Raw genomic sequence first — 19,222 nt, 5'->3', positions numbered from 1 at the left:
GGTTGAGCGAAACCGTGGGCAGGCGGCCCTCATTATGCGCCAGCGGCCCGACCGCCTCAATCGCCACCGCGCATATCCGGCCTTTGCAAGCTCATGCAGTGTACGCGTGAACGTGTTTACGCCCCGATAAGTGTATACGAGGATTCTAATAAAAATACACCGATGACTGAATGTATACGACTATGAATGTATCCGAATATGTCAGTCCGGTTATTGAGTCCTCGACAGTCGAAAATTCACCCCTACAGAAAGCGAGGCAAGACGTGACCTGGTTTGGTATCGCAACCTACGAATTGAATGGCCGCAACGGCATGGGCCTGGCTGTCGGCGGCAAGCTTTACGACGCGCACGCCGCATTGAGCCGGATCGCCCCGGAGGCGCCGCTCGCGGATGTCGGCACGTTGATCGCCGGCTGGGAGACGGACGGCGCCGCCGCTGTCGAACGGCTTGAACGGGCGGCGTGCGCGATCGAGGCGGGTACGCTGGAGATCGCCGCGCTGCAAGGGCATGCGCTATGCGTGCCGTTCCAGCCGCGGCGTATTTTCGCGGCCGCTTCGAACTATTACGAGCACGCTCGGGAGATGGGCACGGAACTCGCGCCGCGCGAGGAGAGCACGCCGTACATGTTCATGAAGGCCGAGACGAGCGTCGTGCCTACGCTTGCCGAGGTCGTGATTCCGCCGCACGCCGAGCGGGTCGACTGGGAAGTGGAACTGGCCGTGGTGATCGGCAAACCCGGCCGTCACATCGCCCAGCAGGATGCTTACGACTACATTGCCGGCTACACGATTCTGAACGACGTCAGCGCGCGCGACCTGAATCGCCGCACCGACTATCCGTTCAAACACGACTGGTTTCGCGGCAAGAGTTTCGATACCTTTGGTCCGCTCGGGCCGTGGTTCGTGCCGCGTGCGTGCATCGCCGAGCCGCAGAATCTGCGCATGCGTCTTTCGGTGAACGGCGAAATGATGCAGGACGGCAATACGTCCGGGATGATCTTCAACATCGCCGAGCAGATCGAATATTTATCGACGATTCTCACGCTGCAGCCCGGCGATCTGATCGCCACGGGCACGCCGACCGGCGTCGGCATGGGACGCGGCGTCTATCTGAAGGCGGGCGACGTGATGGTCGCTTCCATCGACGGCATCGGTTCGATCGAGAATCCATTGGTCGCGGGCTGAGCGCCATCCATTGACTCTACTCATTGACGGGGACACGACATGTTGCAGTGGATACGACGCGCAGTGGCGCGGAGAGTGTCGGGACTCACACGGCGCACGGCGTTGAGCGCTGCTGTGCTGGCCGCAGTGACGCTCTTCACCGGCGTCCACGCGGCCGCTCAAACAACGGATAAGGCCGCCGCGCAGGTTGCGGACAAGGTGCGCGTCAATCTGGCGTGGCTTCCACAGGGCAGCACGGGCGGCATTCTGCTCGCTCAGGCCAAGGGCTACTATCGCGAGGCAGGGCTCGATGTCAGCGTGATGCGCGGCTACGGCGGCCAACGCACCGTCAATGAAGTGGATGGCGGTCTGTTCGAGTTCGGCTACGGCGACCCCGTGAGCGTGATGCTGAATCGCGCGCACGGCGGCCATGCCGTGATGGTCGGCGCGATCAACACGCGCTGGCCCGGTGCGATGTGTTATCTGGAACGGCCCGGTTTCAAGGTGAGTTCGCTGAAGGATCTCGCCGGCATGACGCTGGGTGGCGGCGGCGCGTCGCCGGTGCAGAACATCATGCCGGCCTGGCTGAAGCAGAACGGCATGGCGCCCGATGCGATCAAGACGGTGCGGCTCGATCCGGCGGTGATCAACACCGCGTTATTGCAGAAGCGCATCGACCTATCAGAGTGCTGGGAAGGCGCTAGCCTGCCGGTGCAGGCCGCGCTGGCGAAGCGGGCAGGGCAGCAACTCGGCAAGGTGTACTACCGCGATTTCGGTCTGGACATGATGGGCAACGGTATCGTCACGACGGACAGTTTCGTGGCCCAGCATCCGGACGTGGTCAAGCGCTTCGTGGCCGCCACCTATCGCGGCTATGCGCTGATGCGCGAGCATCCGCAGGAAGCCGCCGACGCGATCGCGGCGCAATATCCCGTGCTCGACAAGACGATCCTGCTGCAGCAGATCGTCGAGACCAACGGCCTGATCACCGACGACCCCGCGCAACACAAGACCGGCTGGTTGCGCCCGGCACGCATGGACGCCACCGCGGCATTCGTGTCGCACGCGTTCAACACCGGCGCGAAGGTGAAGGCGGCCGACCTTTATACGAACCGGTTTGTGGAATGACGCGCGCTTTAAACCGCATTCAGACCGCAGCCCGCGCATGACAAAGGAGACAGGTAATGAACAGTTTGCGTCCCAAGCGGCTTGGACACATGGTGCTGATGGTGCGAGACATCCAGAAGTCCGCGCGCTTTTACACGGAAGTGCTGGGCCTCAAAGTATCCGACTGGATCGGCGATCAGATGGTGTTTCTGCGCGCCGGCAGCGATCACCACGACCTCGCGCTCGCGCAACTGCCGAAAGATTCCGCCGACTTCAACGACCTGCCGCGTTATTCGCGTCCGGGACTCGAACACTTCTCGTATCTGATCGACAGCTATGAGGAAATGGAGCGCTCGGTCAAGGTTTTGCAGGAGCATGGCGTGGAGATCGTACGCGGCATCGGCCGGCATGGTCCGGGTAATAACCTGTTCCTCGTGTTCAAGGATCCGGACGGCAATAACGTCGAGGTGTACTGCGAGATGACGCAGATCGGCGAACGCGACGAACATGAGCCGCAGGTGTGGGAACGCACCATCGAATCGTTCGATCAGTATCGATTCGAGCGTTTCGTGGTTCCACCGCCGCCACATCTGGCCGCGCAGAAGTCGGCGCAATCAGCGCAAGGCGGCGCGCCAACTACCGCTGACGAAGCGAAGAAATCCGATCCTTCCGCCCAGACATAATTCGGAACCCTTATGAAGCGATTGATCGAAACCGTCTCGTTCTGGGTTGTGATCGGCCTGGTCTGGGAGTTCGGCGTGCGCTGGACGGGCACGCGTGACTACGTGTTGCCGGCGCTCTCGCAGGTGTTCGCCGCCGGTTGGGAGATGCGCGGCCAGTTGCTCGCGGATACGCTCGCAACGGCCTGGGAGGTGTTCGCCGGTTTCGCGCTGGCGCTGGTCGGCGGCCTCGCGATCGGCCTGCTCGCGAGTATGTCGAGCATCGCGCGGCGCACCTTGTTCCCGCTCGTCACCGCCTTGCAGAGCATGCCGAAGATCGCGCTCGCGCCCTTGCTGATCGTATGGTTCGGCTATGGATTCGCCTCGAAACTGGCCGCGGCCGTGCTGTTCGCGTTCTTCCCGATCGTGATCGCGACAATGGGCGGTCTGGCCGGCGTGCCGCGCAATCTGGACGAGCATTTCCGCGCGCTCGGCGCGTCGCCGGCCAGGACGTTCTGGCATTTGCGCTTGCCTGCGGCGTTGCCCGCGCTGATCGACGGCTTGAAGATCGCCATGCCGCTCGCGGTGATCGGCGCGATTGTCGGCGAGTTCATCGGTTCGGAGTCCGGCCTCGGGCACCTGATCGTCTTCGCGGCCTCGAACGCGCAGACCGCGCTTTCGTTCGCGGCGATCCTGATGGTGACGGCGCTGGCCATGCTGTTTTACTGGGCCGTCGAACTGGTTTCGCGCGGCGTATGGTGGAGAGGAGTGACGGTCTGATGGCACTGGTCGACAAGTTGCGTATCGTGCAGCGCGCCGCGGCAAACGGCGCGGCGATTCATCCAATGAACAAGGACGAGACAGCGCCCGCGCTGATCTCGGTCGAGCAGGTGGGCAAGCGTTTTGCCGCGCGCGGCGGCGCGCAAGCGTTCAGCGCGCTCGAAAGCGTCTCGATGCAGATTCGCGAGAGCGAATTCGTTTCGATTCTCGGACCGAGCGGTTGCGGCAAGAGCACCTTGCTGCGCATGGTCGCGGGCCTCATACCCTGCGACGAGGGCCGTATTCTTCTCGGCGCCGAACCGATCGGCGCGCCGGTGCCGGACATCGGTGTGGTGTTTCAGACCAGCAATCTGCTGCCGTGGCTGAGCGTCGGCGCCAATATCCGGCTCGGCGCGAAATTGCGCAATCTGCCGCGCGCGCAAGTGGATCAGCGGCTTCCCGCCTTGCTCGAAACCTTGGGTCTGACGGCGTTCGCCGATCGCTATCCGCATGAGTTGTCGGGCGGCATGCGGCAGCGCGCCGCGATCGGGCAGATTCTGCTGCTCGAGCCACGCGTGATGCTGATGGATGAACCCTTCGGCGCGCTGGACGCGCTCACGCGCGACCGGCTGAATGTCGAGTTGCTGAGAATCTGGCAGCAGAGCACGCTCACCGTGTTGCTGGTCACGCATAGCATCCACGAGGCAGTGTTTCTGTCGGACCGGGTGCTGGTGATGTCCGAACGCCCCGGCCGCGTGATTCACGACGTCAAGATCGATCTGCCGCGGCCGAGACAACCCGATCAGGTGAAAAGCGATCCGCTATATGGCGAGTACGTTTCGCAGTTGTCGAAGCTGATGGGTGTGTTTTAGTCGCGCTCGCCGGCACGTGGCGGCTGCGTCGTTCACAAGATGCAGCGGCCGGCGTCGCCGGCCACTGCAAAGATCATGTCGATATCGATATGAATCGGCTCATCAACGCGCGGCGGCGTCCGTGACTTCATCGTTCCAGTAGGGCGGCAGCGCCTTATACGGATTGCCGCCGGCGAGCGATGTGACATACACGCCGCCCGCGCCATGTGCCTTCGCGTATTGCACGACACCCGGCAACTGCGCGGCGGTCGCGCCGTACACCATGTGCACGAAGCGGCTCTTCGGATAGGCGGCCTGCCAGCTCATCGGCTGGTATTTCGCGTAACTCTTCGCGGTACTTTCGAATACGACGAACTGGTCCGCCGTCGGCAAGCTCGCGTAAAGCTCGGGAATGTTGGTGCCCGGATTGGCCGTCACCGAGTAGGTGGCGTTCAGTCCTTTGATGTAGTTGTAGATCGACTGATAGAACTGAATGTGCGACATCTGGCTGTCGGACGTCATTTCGTCGATGAAGAAGCCGTCTACCTTATACATCGCGACGTAGGCGTTGATGTCGGTCACGACCGCGGAAAGCGAGCGCTTGCCGTACGAGGTGGAGATATAGCCCAGCACCTTGCCGCCGGCGGCGCGAAGCTTGGCGGCGGCCGCCGCGTAGTTGGGATCTTCCTTGGCGCCAGGGCCGCTGTTGGGATTCAGGATGGCCGTGGTCGGCACCTTGCGCGCCGAGGTCACGAGACTGTTCCAGTTCGCGACGCTGCTGGTGGCATTGAAGTAGGAAGGTACGACGAGACTCGTGGTAGTTGTGGTCGCCGCGAAGGCTGTGCCGTTCAGGCATCCCACAACCAGCAGGCCCGCGATCAACCCGGCCCGTTTCAGACTTCTACCCGTGCGGCCCAAAAGACGGACTGTTTCCGCCGATTCCGAAGCCACAAACGCAACTGCACCCATTCCCCGATTGTCTTGCATGTAGCCTCCTGACGCGGTGTGGTCACCGCTGTCGATTGGCCCGCCGTGGATACGGCGGGCAACTGGCAAACTCCCGCGAAGGAGTCCCTGTAGCTTTGCGTCGCCGGATCGCTCCGGGTTTGCCCAAACTGCGCTTACGGCATCTCCCGAATTTTCTTTAGGGGGCCGATTTATTTATTCGCAGCGTTTGAATCGAATGCCCGTGAAGCATATCGGAAAATTAGTTTCTGTCTATGCGTTTCGGTACTTATTGCTGGGTGCGGTGCCCGAGCCGAGACGGGGAGCAGTCAAATGCGCGTGTTAGACATGCCTTAAAAAGATTTGGTGATTTCGACGAAGTACCGCAGCGCACATGTGATTTAATGATCAGAAGAATTAAGCGCCGCGAGCATCATCGGGACTCTGTGAGGTGATTTTCCAACACACCGTCGATTTGCTTGACGAATTGATTGCAGGCAATGCCGCCATTACTGTTCGGCTTTCAGGGACGCGCAATCGTTTGCCTTTGAATTCAAGCGGATGCATTTGCTGTTATTTAACTATTGGGATTCACGCAACGCCATAAGCGAGCTTGAGACACCCCATGTCATGTGATATCTTCCACGGCCTTACCAGTAACCAAACAAAAAGTCGGTATTGCATCCGCCGCAACGTTGCTTTTGCGCGATGTAAATAATGCCGACGGGCCGGCTCGAAAATCCGCAAGCGGAAACTTTCTCCCCCTTAGGGAGAACGCCGCTCGCGTTCAGACTGAACGGGGAAAAGATTTTGGCGATGAAGAAGCGGACCCGGGCATGCGCCGGCGGGGACACTTGCGGGGTTGTCGAACGCGCGGGCGAGAGATTTCTTACGCGAACCTTGATTGCGGTAGTGCTTGGCGCGGCGGGTATTGCACCGCTTGCAACACACGCGGCGACTCAAGCAGCGACTCTGGCTGAAGCCGCACCGTTGCAACCCGCTGCGGCGGCACATCACTCCGCCGTGTCCGAACCCAACCTCGCTTTCTTCTATGCAGCCAATCCGCCCGTCGGCGAATTGCAAGCATTCGACGCCGTCGTGGTCGACCCCGCCACGGGTTTCGAGCCGGCGGCTCATCCGCTGGCGCATACCACATGGATCGCGCGCACTAGCGGCGCCGAGTCCGCCGGTTCGGCCGAGGCGTTCCTCTCCGGTCAGATCGAGCCGCTGTGGCAACGCGGCTATCGCGGCTTCCTGCTCGACACGCCCGCTGCTGTGGCCGCAGCGAGCCGCATTCATCAAGCTCATCCGGATGCGCGCCTCGTAGCGGGCGGCGCCGACGTCATGCGCAACGCGCTGCCGGTGGCGAAGTCGCTCTACGCGGTAGTCGGCGATTCGCTGGTGCGCGGTATCGACGACAGCGGCCAGCTTCTGGACGTCCCCGAAGCATTGCGCGCACAGCGTATTGCGGATGCACGCGCGTTCACGCAGCAAACCGGCGTGCCGGTGGTGTCCGTGGAATATTGCGCGCGCAACGACCGGCAATGCGCGCGCGACACCGCCGCGCGCGTCGTGTCGGCCGGCATGCTGCCTTATGTGACGAGCAAGGCACTCGACGTGGTCGGCATCGGCAAGATCGAGGTGCTGCCGCGCAAGATTCTCGTCGTGCAGGACCGCGACACCAAAGATCCGCTCGACCTGAGCGCCGGCGTGCGCGATCTGGCCACGCCGCTCAACTATATGGGTTACGACGTCGAGTACGCCGACTTTTCGTCGCGTCTGCCCGACGCCATTACGCCGGACCGGTACGCGGGCGTCGTCGCGTGGATCCAGCGCGGCGCGGTGCCGGACCCGGAGGCGTGGCAACGCTGGGTCGCGGCTCGCATGGCGGATCACGTGCCTGTCGCCTTCCTCGGCGCGTTCGGCTTCGACGCGGCCGGTTCGGCAGGCGCGGCGCTCGATCTGCAAGCCGTGGGCGGCACGCTGGCCGCGCCGGTCACGGTCGTCAAGAGCGACCCGATGGTCGGCTTCGAAATCAGCCCGAAGCCCGAACCGCGCGATCTGCAAGGCGTGCGCGTAGGCTCGCGCAGCCAGCCGCTGCTGCGTGTTTCGGCCAACGGCGTGCTGCTCGATCAGGTTGCGCTCACACCGTGGGGCGGCTATGCGCTCAGCCCGTACACCGTGGCGTCGCTCGACAGCATCGAGCAGGAACGCTGGGCGATCCAGCCCATGGCGTTCATGAAAGCCGCACTGCATTTGCAGGACATGCCGTCGCCGAGCGTCACGACTGAAAACGGCCGGCGTCTGTTCATGTCCCACGTGGACGGCGACGGTTTCGCCTCGCGCGCCGAATTCCCCGGTCCCGACTATTCCGGCGAAGCGCTATACGAGCAGATCTTCACCCGCTATCAGGTGCCGATGACGCTTTCGGTGATCGAAGGTGAAGTGGGTCCAAAGGGTCTGCACCCGGATATCTCGCCGCGTCTCGAAGAGATCGCCCGCAAGATGTTCGCGCTGCCGAATGTCGAGATTGGCACGCACACCTACTCGCATCCGTTCCAGTGGGAGCAGGTGGACAGCAAGACCGGCGCACAGGTGGATCGCGGAGGCGGCGACGCGGCGTTCTCGCTGAACATTCCGGGGTATCACTTCAATATCGACCGCGAGATCACCGGTTCGATCGACTACATCAATACGCGCCTCGCGCCGCCCGGAAAGAAGACCGTGCTGCTGCAATGGTCGGGCGACTGCCGCCCGCCTGGTTTCGTCGTGCGCAAGGTGTACGAAGCCGGCGTCTACAACTTCAACGGCGGCGACACGGTCATCACCCGATCAGCCAATAGCTGGACCAATATCGCGCCGATCGGCGTGGACAAGGGGCCGGGCGCTTATCAGGTGTATGCGCCGAATCAGGACGAGAACGTCTACACGAACGACTGGCAAGGCCCGTTCTACGGCTTCCAGCGCGTGCTCGAAACTTTCTCGATGACCGACAAGCCGCTGCGCTTCAAGCCGATCGACATCTACTACCACATGTATAGCGGCACCAAGGTGGCCTCGCTGCGCGCGCTCGACCAGATCTTCTCGACGGTGCTCAAGCAGCCGGTCATGCCGGTCTACGTGAGCGAGTACATCCGCAAGGTGCTCGACTGGCACACGTTCGCGGTGGCGAAAGAGGTGGGCCCGCAGGCGAACGACTGGATCGTGCGCGGCAACGGCGAGGTGCGCGAATTGCACTGGCCGCGGGCGGCCAGGCCGTCGCTGGCCGATGCTTCCGGCGTGACGGGTTTCGCGAACGGTCCGGACGGCACGTATATCCATATCGACGGCGGCAGCGCGCGCTTTGCGATTGGCAACGCCACGGACGCGGCGCCGTATATCGGCGAAGCCAACGGTTTCGTGCGCAATTTCCAGCGCACGGCGCAGGGCGTGCGTTTCGAGTTCGCCGGTCACTATCAGCCGTTCGTCAAACTGGCCAACGCGCAACAGTGCAAGGTCAGCGTCAATAAACAGCCGGTAGCCACGCGCCGCGACGGCGAATTCCTGCGTTTCGATACGCCGGTCGACGTCGGACAGAAATTGAACTATCAGTCAATCGAGGTCGCTTGTGGTCGATAACCGCCCTCGCATCGCGCCCACGTGGCTCGTCCTGCTGCTCGCGGGCGTCGTGTTGATCACGCTCTATCTCGTGCATCCGCGCGGCGGTCTGCGCAGCCGGATGACCTCGACCGACGCGCCGAGCGATCTCAGCATCGCGTATCTGGAAGCATGGCTGCGCGTGCAGCCCGACAACTCGGAAATCCTTTCGGTGCTCGGCACGCAATACGTGCGTCTGGGCCGCAACGAGGACGCGCGCCGTATCGCCGCCCGCATGGAGGCGATGCCGGACGAGCACCTGCGCCGCGCGGCGCAATTGCTGCGTCTGAGCGTCGACACGCGCGAGACGTTCGCGCTGCCCGCTAACGATCCGGGCCGCGAGGCCGCGCTTGAGCGTTTGCGCACGCAGCTCACGAATGCGGCTGCGCTGACGTGGTCGAATGCCGATCTGCAGATGCTGGCTGAGGCGGCGGCGTCGGTGAATGCGCAGCAGCTCGCCGGACAACTCTACGCGCGCCTCGCGGTACAGGACGCCGCGCAGCAAACGCGCTGGAATCGCGAAGTCGTGCGCTACGCCATGTATGGCGGCGACTATCGCGGCGCGGCGAACGGCTGGTTCCGTTTGCAAGCCAGCGCGGCAACGGTCGATGCGAGACGTCAGTGCTTTATCGAAGGCATCAAGGCCTTGCAGTCGGGCAATCTGCTCGACGAAGCGCTCGCTGCCGCCGATCAACACGGCGCCGAATTCAGGCACGATCACGAAACGCTCGTGGTGCTGCTGAATCTGGCGCGCGCGGCGCATCGTCCGGATCTCGTGGACCGTTACGCGAAGGCGCTGGCAGGTTACGCGCAGGCTCGGCCGGAAGAAGACGGCGCGCTGCGCCTCGTCGACTTTATCCGCGAGCGTGCAAGTGAAGCGGGCACGCGAGGGCAGTACGCCTATATGGATGGTCCGCAAGTGCGGGCTGGTCTTGCCATGCGCGCGAGTAGCCTTGGTTCGCGCGAGGTGCATGTCGTGCGCGTCGCGGCGTCCAGCGCTGCGCCGGCGTCGGTGAAACCCGCTGCCGTGGCGCCCGTCGCAACGGCATCAGGCGCCGCGGCTGCGTCGGCCGCCGCGTCGAACTCCGCCGCTGCCAACGACGTACCGGGCCTCCTCTATCAGTCGTTCCTCGAATCGAGCGATCTGCCCAACGCTCAGCGCGTGGCGGCGGAGCAGGTCGGCAAGAACCCGGGTTCGCCGGTCTGGACTAAGCGCCTCGCTCAGGTTGCCGAATGGAATCACGCGTCGCCGCTCGCCTTGCAGATGTGGCTCGCCTACGCGCAAGCCACGCACGATCCCGAAGGCTGGAAAAACGTGATGCGCCTCGCGCCGATGCTCAACGACGACAACGCCTATCTGGCCGCGTTGATCCAGGCATCGAATGCTTCGCCCGGCGACCTGAAGCTGGTCGACTCCGTAGTCGCGGCTTACGAACGCCTCGGCCGTCCTGACGACGCGCTGGCATTCCTGCGCGGCCGCCAGCGCAATTCGCCGGCGGAAGCGATCGACGCGCGTCTGGGTCAGCTCGCCGAGCGCTCGGGTCACGACGACGAAGCGCTGACTTATTACCGCAAGCTGAACCAGCTTTATCCGTCGAACACGCAATACGCGCTGCGCACGGCAAGCCTCCTGTATCGTCACGGCGACTACAAGGGCGCGCTCGACACGCTGCTCGCCGCGCGCCGCGGCGCCAGGAATGACGATGTGCTGTTCTGGCGCAACGCCGCCCAGCTCGCGCGCCTGCTGCAGCGTGACGATATCGCGAATGACGCCTACAAGCATCTGCTGGCAAGCGGCCAGGCGGCGCCTGAGGACCTGAGCGCGATGACGTACTTCTACGACGCGTATCCGATCGACGCAGCGCGCACGTCCGAGCTGCAGTTCCGCCGTGACCATTCGCAACGCGCGCTGCAAAGCGCGATTCACTATTACACCGACGCCGAGCAATACGAGCGCGTCGATGAATTGCTGAAGAGCCTCACACCCGAGCAACTGGCCGCGGGCGAAGCCGACCCGGCATTCCTGCGCGTGCGGGCCGAGTACTATCGCCAGATCGATCGTCCGCTCGACGCGTTGCACGATTTGCGGCACGCGGTGTCGCTGCCCGGCGCGACGCTAGACTTGCGCGCCGCGCTGCTTTGGACGCTGGTGGACTACGGCAGCGAAGCGCAATTGCGCGAGGCAGTCGCCGAATGGCGCGATGCGCCTGCCCAAGCGCCGGCTTTGTGGGGGCCGCTGGCCGCCGCGCAGATGCGTTTGAACCGCCCGGAAGCGGCGCTCAGGTATCTGCGCCTGCAGTCGGCGTCGATGTCGCGCGATCCGTTATGGCAACTCGCCTACGCCGAAGCGCAGGAAATGGCGGGGCGCAGCGATCTCGCCTGGTCGATCCGCCGCAATGTCTGGCGTCAGATGCAGCAGGAAGAGGCCGAGGTTCGCGCCAACAGCGCGCAAGGCCAGATCGTGCTGCGCACGCGCGCCTCGCAGGGTGGCGAAGTGCATGAGCAGATGCTCGGCCGTCGCGTCACGCTCGCGTCGATCTTCGAAAACGCGGACGTGTCGAAGGCTTTCCTGATCGATCTGCTCGCGAGCGACGCGGGCCGCAACGACAACGCCGATGCGCGCCGCACGCTGCTCGGCGACGCGGCCGGCCTGCCGCCCGCGCAACCGGTGAAGGCACCCGCAGCGGCGAAGTCGCCGGATCAGGCGCTGTTGACTTCGTCGGTGGCGCGGGACGTGGCGCTCGCCTGGGCGATGTCGCATGAAGCGAGTCCGCTGGCGAAGCGCTGGCTGGCGCGCCAGTACGCCAACGTGCTGGTGCAGCCGTCCGAGCAGCTGATCGCAATCGCGCTCGCCGAAAACGACAAGCCCGCGATGGAGCGTCTGCTCGACCAGCAAGGTGCACGCTTGCCGCTCTACAACCGTATCGATGCTTCGATCGCGGTGGATCGTCCGGGAGCGGCGGAAAACCTCGCGTTTCAGGGCCTGGAAGGCGCGCCCTACGATTCGGAGCTGCACAGCCGGCTGGAGCAAACCGCGCTGACATGGCCGCAATCACTCGACGCGACCGTGACCAGCTTCGTCGAACATCCGCTCGACTATATTGAGCAGACGCTGGCGGGCAGCATCAAGGTCGCCGATCTCTACATGGTCGGCGTGAACGGTGTCCAACGCTTTCAGCACTCGACGGACGAGTCGCAACTGACCAACGTGCCTTCGGTGGATCGTTCGGTGGAGTTTTACGCGCGCCGTCAAACCTACGACACCGCTTTCATGGTGACCGCCGGCCGCCGCGAAGCGCTCGACAGTTTCTATAGCGTGTCGGTGGGCGCGGAGTGGGGCAGGAACTCGCCGCTGTCGATCGCGCTGAAAGCGGGCCGCAATCAGACAGCACGCGAATCGCAGGCATTGCTGGTCGGCGGCATGAAGGACAACGTGGTCGGCACGATCACGTACCGCGCGACGCAGCATCTGTATGCGACGGGCACCGTCGAAGCCGATCGTTTCTATAGCCAGGCGCGCAATTACCTCGGCAGCGGCGTGCTCTCGACGGGTGAGATCGGCTATCGGATCCGCACGAACTATCCGGACTACACGGTGCGCCTGATCGGCGCGCATGGCGACTACGGCGCGAGCGGCTCCGCGGACGGCCTGATTTCGCGGCTGATTCCGGCAAGCGCCGGGCCGGTCGCCGCATCGACCTTCGTTCCGCAAACCTATTCGCAATACGGGCTGTTCTTCGGTTTCGGCAACGATCTGATCGACCAGTACACGCGCGCATGGCGCCCGTTCCTCGACGTGGGCGTGTTGCACGACTCGTTCCAGGGCTGGGGGCCGTCGATCAGTCTGGGTCTCGCGGGCACGGTGTTCGGCGGCGATCACGCGGCACTCTTTTTCTCGCATCAGCGCGTCTCGCGTCTCGGCACGCCAGTGACCCAGATCGGCGCGCGCTATAGCTGGTTTTATTGAACCGGATTTCGCATAGTTATCCCAAGGAGAATTCTTCATGTACGGCATTAAACGATTGGCTCGTACGAGCGCCTGGTGTGTCGCGGCAGCCGCGCTGGCCCTGATGGTGAGCGCGTGCGGCACGGTGCGCCAGACCTCCGGTCCGGCGCTCGCGCGCGGCGACAAGGTGGCGGTGGTGTCGATCGCCAACTACACTGAAACGCCGGATGCCGGTCACAGCGCGGAGTCGATCGCGGCCAACACGCTGCGCGCGGGCGGGATCGCCGATGTGCGCATCGCGCCTGCCGATTCGAACCGCAACTCGCTATTCGACACGACGCAGCGCGCCGACAGCGACAAAGCGCTGGAATGGGCGCGTTCGCAGAACGCCCGCTATGTGCTGTCGGGCGCGGTTGAAGAATGGCGCTACAAAACAGGCGTGGACGGCGAGCCGGTGGTCGGCGTGACGTTCGAACTGATCGACGTGTCGAACGGCGCCGTGGTGTGGAGCGCGACGGGCACGCGTACGGGCTGGAGCCGCTCGGGTCTGTCGAGCGTGGCGACCTCGCTGATCGCCAAGGTTCTGTCGCCGTTGCAAGCGCGTCAGTAAAAGCATCGATAAGCATATCCCCAAGGTTGCGTGTTTGTGCCCGAAGTGCGGGCCGCCGGCCGCAACCCGACATGTAAAAAGGAAATGGCCGTGAATACCGCAGCCGTGGAAAACAACCCAGGCGCCTCGAAGCCGCGCCATGCGCATCCGTTCGGCAATCTCGGACGCGTGCGCCGCCTGCTGGCGCCCGCGGTGGCGCGGCCGTTCGCGATCGTGGAGACCGTCGTGCTCGTGCTGGTCGTACTGGCCGTGGCGCTCTGGCTTCATCCTGAAGACCCGTTGCTGCTGCACAATGGTTTTCCGTGGCTGTGGCTGGCGTCGCTGCTAGTGGCCTTGCGCTACGGCAGCCTGCTCGGTCTGCTGAGCGGAGCGTTGATGCTCGGGGCATGGGCGCTCTTTTATCCGAATGGCGGCCCGTTCCCCACGCTGTATTTCGCGGGCGGTCTGATCCAGACGATTCTCGCCGGGCACTTCGGCGATACGTGGGGCAGCCGCGCCGAGCGCGCGTCCTCGTTGAACGATTACCTGAACGACCGCCTCGTCGCGTTGACCAACAGTCACTATCTGATGCGGCTCTCGCACGAGCGGCTCGAAAAGGATTTGTTGTCGCGCCCGACCACGTTGCGCGATTCGATTACCGAGCTGCGCCGTCTGTCGGTCGCCACGGATACGGCGCTTGCCGTGCCGGCAACGGGCAAGGAAAACGATGCGCCGGGCGGCGATCCGCTGGGCGGCGCGAGCGGTCTGCTCGAATTTGTCGCGCAAGCCTGCCAGATTGAAGTCGCGGCGCTGTATCCGGTGCATCACGGCAAGCTCGGCACGCAGGCCATCGCGCAGATCGGCGATCCGTTCGAACTCGCCGCGCACGACGAACTCGTCACGCATGCGTTGAACACGCTGAGCGTCGCGCATCTGAAGAACGAAGACACCGTCGTGCCGGTCAGCCAATACCTGGTGTGCGCGCCGCTCGTATCGGCGGACGGCGAACTGCGCGCGCTGCTCGTCGTCAAGCGCATGCCGTTCCTGTCGCTCAACTTCGACAACCTGCAATTGCTGCTGGTGCTTCTCGGCTATTACGCGGACGGCGTCGAGCATTCCGCATTCGTACAGCGCATTCTCGACCGCGTGCCGAACTGCCCGTATGAATTCGCGCTCGACCTGAGCCGCCTCACGCGTCTTCAGCAGAAGGCGGGCGTGGCGTCGTCGCTCGTCGCGCTGGCGTTTCCGCGCGATGAAGAGGGCGACTCGCTGTTCGAGCACGTCATGCGCCGCCGCCGTTCGCTCGACGTGATGTGGCCGGTGCAGACCGCGAAGCAGTCGGTGTTGGTGAATCTGATGCCGGCCACCGACACGACCGGTATCGACGGTTATCTCGCGCGGATCGAAGCCAGCCTGACGGCCCAGTTCAACACCGACCTGGAACGCGCGCGCGTCGGCGTTCATACGCTCCACCTCGAGGGCGGCGAGCCGGGCGCGGCGCTGATGCGCCTTCTCAAACGAAGCGGCCTCGATGTCTAAGACCCTTTCTCTCATCGTCGGCGCGCTCGCGGCCGTGGTGGCCGTGATCGTGCAATATCTGGCGATCGCGAGCCTGCTGCAACCGGCCGGCGCGATCGATCCGCTGCTGCGCTTTTTCGCGTGGCAGGCGTTGGCGGGACTCGCCGAGGCGGTCGCGTTCCGCTCATGGCTGCCGCTGAATTACCGCGAGCCGCGCGCGGTTTCGCTGTTGTTCCTGTGGCTCGCCTGTACGTTCGTGCCGCTGTTCGGCGGCCTCGTCGTGCTGATCAGTTGCATCTGGGCGGCGCTCTTTCCGGGAGCCAAGGAAAGCGATCAACTTGCCGATGTGCCGCGCCCGGAATTCGTCACCTACCTGGTGTCGCGCGTGTCGCACGGCGGCGGCGCGCGTTTGCAGGCGCGCCTCGCCAACACTCAGGTGTCGCCCACCGACCGGCTGTCCGCGCTGGTGGCGATCCAGAGCATGCCGACCCGCACCACGGGCACGTTGCTGCGCGAGTTGCTTGCCGATCCGCTCGAAGACATTCGCCTGATCGCTTACGGTACGCTGGATCACGCTGAAAACGAGATCATGCAGAAGATCTTCCGCACCAGCAAAGCGCTGGAAGCGACGGACAACGACGTTGAGCGCCGCGCGCTGAACCGCCTGCTCGCCGAGTTGTACTTCGAACTCGTGTACCAGAACCTGGTGCAAGGCGCGGTTTACCGCCATACGCTGCAACAGGCCGACCGCTACGCCCAGGCGGCGCTCGAAACCGATCCGGGCGATGCCGCGCTGTGGCTGATTCGCGGCCGTCTCGCGCTGGCGAACGGCTTGCCCAATGCCGCGCATGAATACATCGGCCAGGCGCTCGCACTCGGTTTTCCGCGCGAACGGCTGGTGCCGTGGCTGGCGGAAGCCGACTTTCTGCGCGGCGACTACGCTCGCGTCAAGCAGCTTCTCGCATCGCTGGGCAATGCCGCCGCGTTGCCCACACTCAAACCGGTTGTGAAGTACTGGTCATGATGAAAGAACTCCCGATCCGCCGTGCCGCCGATGCCGATGTCTGCCTGTTGCTCGAAGGCACGTTCCCGTTCGTGCGTGGCGGCGTGTCGAGCTGGGTCAATGAAATGATCCGCTCCTACCCGGAGACCCGCTTCGCGATTGTGTTCATCGGCAGCCGGGAACAGGACTACAACGGCGCCGCGTATGCGTTGCCGGACAACGTGGTGCATATCGAAACGCACTTCCTGTACGAACAGGTCGTGGCGGATTTTCAGCCGCGCGCCGTCGCCGGCGACGCCGCGGCGTTCGCGCGCTCGCAGAAATTGCACGACGCCTTGCGCGATCCGCGCAGCGGGCTGGATGTCGGCGGTCTGATGGCGAGCATGATTCCGATGCTCGGGGCGAATGGCGCGCTGAACGAGCAACAGTTCCTGTCGAGCCGCGCGGCGTGGGACACGATCGTCGATCAGTATCAGAAGTACTGTACCGATCCGTCGTTCACGGATTATTTCTGGACCGTGCGCATCATGCACAAGCCGCTGTGGCAACTCGCGCGCGTCGCGGAGAAGCTGTTGCCGGCGAAGGTCTATCACACCGTATCGACGGGATACGGCGGCTTTCTCGGCGCGTTGATGCATTACCGCACCGGCCGCCCGCTGCTCATCTCCGAGCACGGCATCTACACGAAAGAACGCAAGATCGACCTGCTGCAAAGCCAGTGGATTCGCGACAACCGCGGCGTGTTCGAACGCGATATCTCGCGCGTCAGCTATTTCCGCGAACTGTGGGTGCGTTTCTTCGAAGCGATCGGCAAGCTCGCGTACGACGCCGCTGACGATATCGTCGCGTTGTACGAGGCGAACCGCCAGCGTCAGATCACGGACGGCGCGCGCGCCGAGCGTACGCAATGCATTCCGAACGGCATCGACGTCGACGCGCTCGGGCCGCTGGTGGCGCAACGCAAGCCGCGTTCGCACCGCGTGGTCGCGCTGATCGGCCGCGTGGTGCCGATCAAGGACATCAAGACCTTCATTCGCGCGATCTTCATTGCGTCGCGCACCATGCCGGATCTCGAAGGCTGGATCATCGGACCGGAAGAGGAAGATCCCGCTTACGCGCTCGAATGCCGCGCGCTGGTGGAGAGTCTCGGCCTGAGCCGCAATGTGAAATTCCTCGGCTTCCAGCGCATCGACGACATGATGCCGCAGATCGACGTGATCGCGCTGACCTCGATCAGCGAGGCGCTGCCGCTGGTGGTGCTGGAAGGTTTCGCCGCTGGCGTGCCGGCCATCACGACCGACGTGGGCTCGTGCCGTCAACTGATCGAAGGCGTGGATGCGGAAGATCGCGCGCTCGGCTCCGCGGGCGCGGTGGTCCAGCTCGCGGACCCGGCGGCCTTCGCCCAGGCGGTGCTGGCGCTGCTCGCCGACGAAACCCGCTGGCAGGCCGCGCAGCAGGCCGGCCTCGCGCGCGTGCGCCGCTACTACACCAAGAAGCAGATGATCGACCGCTATCGCGAGCTGTATGAGCGTCTCGCCGCGATGCCGGATCGCGAGCGCAACTATTCGGCCGCCGATGCGGCGCGCTGCCCGATGCATCACGGCACTCAATCAAAGGCGGAGCCGCACGCGAGTCCGGCGCAGCCCGTTCAATCGCAGGAGACACGCTGATGGCGGGTATCGGCTTCGAATTACGCAAGATCATGCGCCGCGACACGCTGACCGGCGTGGCGCGCGCCTATGCCTACGCGGGCCTGATCAGTTCCGGTCCGCTGATCCTGTCGATCTTCGGCATCCTGATCATTGGCCTGATCAGTCTCACTTCGGTGATTCCGACTTTCGCGATCGTGCAGTTCCAGGTGTCGGTCACCTATCTGATCGCGCTCAGTCTGATTCTGACCGGGCCGCTGCAACTGTCGTTCACGCGTTTCATCTCCGACCGGCTGTTCGAAAAGCGCGACGACCTCGTGCTGTCGAACTACAACGGCGTGGTGCTGGTGTCGTCGGTGTTGGCCAGCGTGGTCGCTGTGGTCGCGATGCTGGTGGGCTTTCGCGAGGAGCCGCTGATCTACCGCTTGCTGATGATTACGGGCTTCGTGGTGGTCAGCAACATCTGGATCGCCGTGATCTTCCTGTCGAGCGTGAAGCAGTACCGGCAGATCCTGATGGTATTCGCCGTCGGCTATGCGTGCGTGGTGTGTCTCGCGCTCGCGTTGAACGGCTATGGACTGGTCGGTCTGCTCGGCGGCTTCGTGGCGGGGCACATCGTGCTGCTCGCCGGTCTGTCGGGTCTGATTTACCGTAACTACCGCAGCGAGCGTTTCGTGTCGTTCGAAGTGTTCGAGCGACGCTTCGCCTATCCGAGCCTCGCGCTGGTCGGCCTGCTGTTCAATATCGGCGTGTGGCTCGACAAGTTCATGTTCTGGTATGCGCCGGGCACGGGCACGCGCGTGATCGGGCCGCTGCATGCATCGGTGATTTACGACATTCCGATTTTTATCGCCTACGTGTGCGTGATGCCCGGCATGGCGACGTTCCTCGTGCGCATCGAGGCGGATTTCGTCGAGTACTACGACGCCTTTTACGACGCCGTGCGCAGCGGCGCGACGCTGCGCCATATCAACGAAATGCGCGACATGATGGTGGGCAGCGTGCGGGCCGGCCTGTATGAAATCATCAAGGTGCAGGCGGTCGTGCTGCTGCTGATCGTCGCCTTCGGCGAGCGCGTGCTGGGCTCGCTCGGCATTTCGCCGCTGTATATGCCGCTGCTTGTGGTCGACGTGGTGTCGGCGAGTCTGCAGGTGTTGCTGCTGGGTCTGCTCAATGTGTTCTTCTATCTCGACGGGCGGCGTATGGTGCTGCGGCTCACTGGCGCGTTCGTCGTGCTGAATGGACTCTTCACCGGCATCACGCTCAGGCTCGGGCCGGATTTCTACGGTTATGGATTTGCGCTGGCGTTGCTGGTCGTGGTGGTGGCAGCCGTGAAGGTGCTCGATCGTAAATTCATGTCTTTGGAATACGAAACGTATATGTTGCGGGGTTGATCC

The 19,222-nt window shown here is 63.7% G+C and carries 13 protein-coding genes and 1 riboswitch; of the genes, 12 read left to right on the top strand and 1 reads right to left on the bottom strand.

The window, feature by feature from the left end:
• The first annotated feature begins 263 nt into the window (after positions 1-263).
• From ACFSNN_RS41035 to ACFSNN_RS41015, 5 genes are all read left to right on the top strand, one after another.
• Positions 264-1,184: a fumarylacetoacetate hydrolase family protein gene (locus ACFSNN_RS41035; RefSeq protein ID WP_134456516.1), complete on the top strand. Its 921-nt coding sequence runs from the start codon at positions 264-266 to the stop codon at positions 1,182-1,184.
• A 75-nt stretch (positions 1,185-1,259) separates the two neighbouring features.
• Positions 1,260-2,291 (top strand): ABC transporter substrate-binding protein, encoded by a 1,032-nt coding sequence (locus ACFSNN_RS41030; protein WP_244322754.1) that lies wholly within the window; start codon positions 1,260-1,262, stop codon positions 2,289-2,291.
• A gap of 56 nt (positions 2,292-2,347) precedes the next feature.
• Positions 2,348-2,953, top strand: a complete 606-nt coding sequence (locus tag ACFSNN_RS41025; protein WP_134456514.1) for a VOC family protein — start codon at positions 2,348-2,350, stop codon at positions 2,951-2,953.
• Positions 2,954-2,965: 12 nt separating this feature from the next.
• Positions 2,966-3,709 (top strand): ABC transporter permease, encoded by a 744-nt coding sequence (locus ACFSNN_RS41020; RefSeq protein WP_134456513.1) that lies wholly within the window; start codon positions 2,966-2,968, stop codon positions 3,707-3,709.
• The gene (locus tag ACFSNN_RS41015) at positions 3,709-4,560 is read left to right on the top strand and encodes an ABC transporter ATP-binding protein (protein ID WP_134456512.1); all 852 of its coding nucleotides are present in this window, start codon (positions 3,709-3,711) and stop codon (positions 4,558-4,560) included. Before ACFSNN_RS41020 ends, ACFSNN_RS41015 begins: the two co-directional genes overlap by 1 nt.
• Positions 4,561-4,662: 102 nt before the next feature.
• Here ACFSNN_RS41015 and ACFSNN_RS41010 read toward each other — a convergent pair whose 3' ends face one another.
• Positions 4,663-5,526 (bottom strand): spherulation-specific family 4 protein, encoded by an 864-nt coding sequence (locus ACFSNN_RS41010; RefSeq protein ID WP_134456511.1) that lies wholly within the window; start codon positions 5,524-5,526, stop codon positions 4,663-4,665.
• A 54-nt stretch (positions 5,527-5,580) separates the two neighbouring features.
• A riboswitch (cyclic di-GMP riboswitch) is annotated at positions 5,581-5,660 on the bottom strand.
• Between the two features lie 640 nt (positions 5,661-6,300).
• Here ACFSNN_RS41010 and ACFSNN_RS41005 point away from each other — a divergent pair.
• From ACFSNN_RS41005 to pelG, 7 genes are all read left to right on the top strand, one after another.
• A complete protein-coding gene (locus ACFSNN_RS41005; protein WP_377689092.1) occupies positions 6,301-9,102 on the top strand; it encodes a sugar ABC transporter in 2,802 nt (933 codons plus the stop codon).
• The gene (locus ACFSNN_RS41000; protein ID WP_134456509.1) at positions 9,092-13,087 is read left to right on the top strand and encodes a tetratricopeptide repeat protein; all 3,996 of its coding nucleotides are present in this window, start codon (positions 9,092-9,094) and stop codon (positions 13,085-13,087) included. The genes ACFSNN_RS41005 and ACFSNN_RS41000 overlap by 11 nt, the downstream gene beginning before the upstream one ends.
• A gap of 37 nt (positions 13,088-13,124) precedes the next feature.
• The gene (locus ACFSNN_RS40995; RefSeq protein ID WP_012432521.1) at positions 13,125-13,676 is read left to right on the top strand and encodes a hypothetical protein; all 552 of its coding nucleotides are present in this window, start codon (positions 13,125-13,127) and stop codon (positions 13,674-13,676) included.
• Between the two features lie 90 nt (positions 13,677-13,766).
• Positions 13,767-15,194 (top strand): PelD GGDEF domain-containing protein, encoded by a 1,428-nt coding sequence (locus tag ACFSNN_RS40990; protein ID WP_134456508.1) that lies wholly within the window; start codon positions 13,767-13,769, stop codon positions 15,192-15,194.
• Complete coding sequence (locus tag ACFSNN_RS40985; RefSeq protein ID WP_134456507.1) at positions 15,187-16,197, top strand: tetratricopeptide repeat protein; 1,011 nt, start codon at positions 15,187-15,189, stop codon at positions 16,195-16,197. Before ACFSNN_RS40990 ends, ACFSNN_RS40985 begins: the two co-directional genes overlap by 8 nt.
• Positions 16,194-17,846: a GT4 family glycosyltransferase PelF gene (gene pelF / locus ACFSNN_RS40980; protein ID WP_134456506.1), complete on the top strand. Its 1,653-nt coding sequence runs from the start codon at positions 16,194-16,196 to the stop codon at positions 17,844-17,846. The genes ACFSNN_RS40985 and pelF overlap by 4 nt, the downstream gene beginning before the upstream one ends.
• Complete coding sequence (gene pelG / locus ACFSNN_RS40975; protein WP_134456505.1) at positions 17,846-19,219, top strand: exopolysaccharide Pel transporter PelG; 1,374 nt, start codon at positions 17,846-17,848, stop codon at positions 19,217-19,219. Before pelF ends, pelG begins: the two co-directional genes overlap by 1 nt.
• The last annotated feature ends 3 nt before the right edge of the window (positions 19,220-19,222 follow it).

Origin of the sequence: Paraburkholderia dipogonis, assembly GCF_042680985.1 — a bacterium.
Lineage (GTDB): Bacteria > Pseudomonadota > Gammaproteobacteria > Burkholderiales > Burkholderiaceae > Paraburkholderia > Paraburkholderia phytofirmans.
This window is presented reverse-complemented; position numbering and strand designations above follow the sequence as displayed.

Bases quoted from the DNA above. Each gene is read 5' to 3' on its own strand.
- pelF (WP_134456506.1), top strand. From the start codon at position 16,194: ATGATGAAAGAACTCCCGATCCGCCGTGCCGCCGATGCCGATGTCTGC.
- ACFSNN_RS41010 (WP_134456511.1), bottom strand. From the start codon at position 5,526: ATGCAAGACAATCGGGGAATGGGTGCAGTTGCGTTTGTGGCTTCGGAA.
- pelG (WP_134456505.1), top strand. From the start codon at position 17,846: ATGGCGGGTATCGGCTTCGAATTACGCAAGATCATGCGCCGCGACACG.
- ACFSNN_RS41020 (WP_134456513.1), top strand. From the start codon at position 2,966: ATGAAGCGATTGATCGAAACCGTCTCGTTCTGGGTTGTGATCGGCCTG.
- ACFSNN_RS40985 (WP_134456507.1), top strand. From the start codon at position 15,187: ATGTCTAAGACCCTTTCTCTCATCGTCGGCGCGCTCGCGGCCGTGGTG.
- ACFSNN_RS40995 (WP_012432521.1), top strand. From the start codon at position 13,125: ATGTACGGCATTAAACGATTGGCTCGTACGAGCGCCTGGTGTGTCGCG.
- ACFSNN_RS41025 (WP_134456514.1), top strand. From the start codon at position 2,348: ATGAACAGTTTGCGTCCCAAGCGGCTTGGACACATGGTGCTGATGGTG.
- ACFSNN_RS41015 (WP_134456512.1), top strand. From the start codon at position 3,709: ATGGCACTGGTCGACAAGTTGCGTATCGTGCAGCGCGCCGCGGCAAAC.
- ACFSNN_RS41005 (WP_377689092.1), top strand. From the start codon at position 6,301: ATGAAGAAGCGGACCCGGGCATGCGCCGGCGGGGACACTTGCGGGGTT.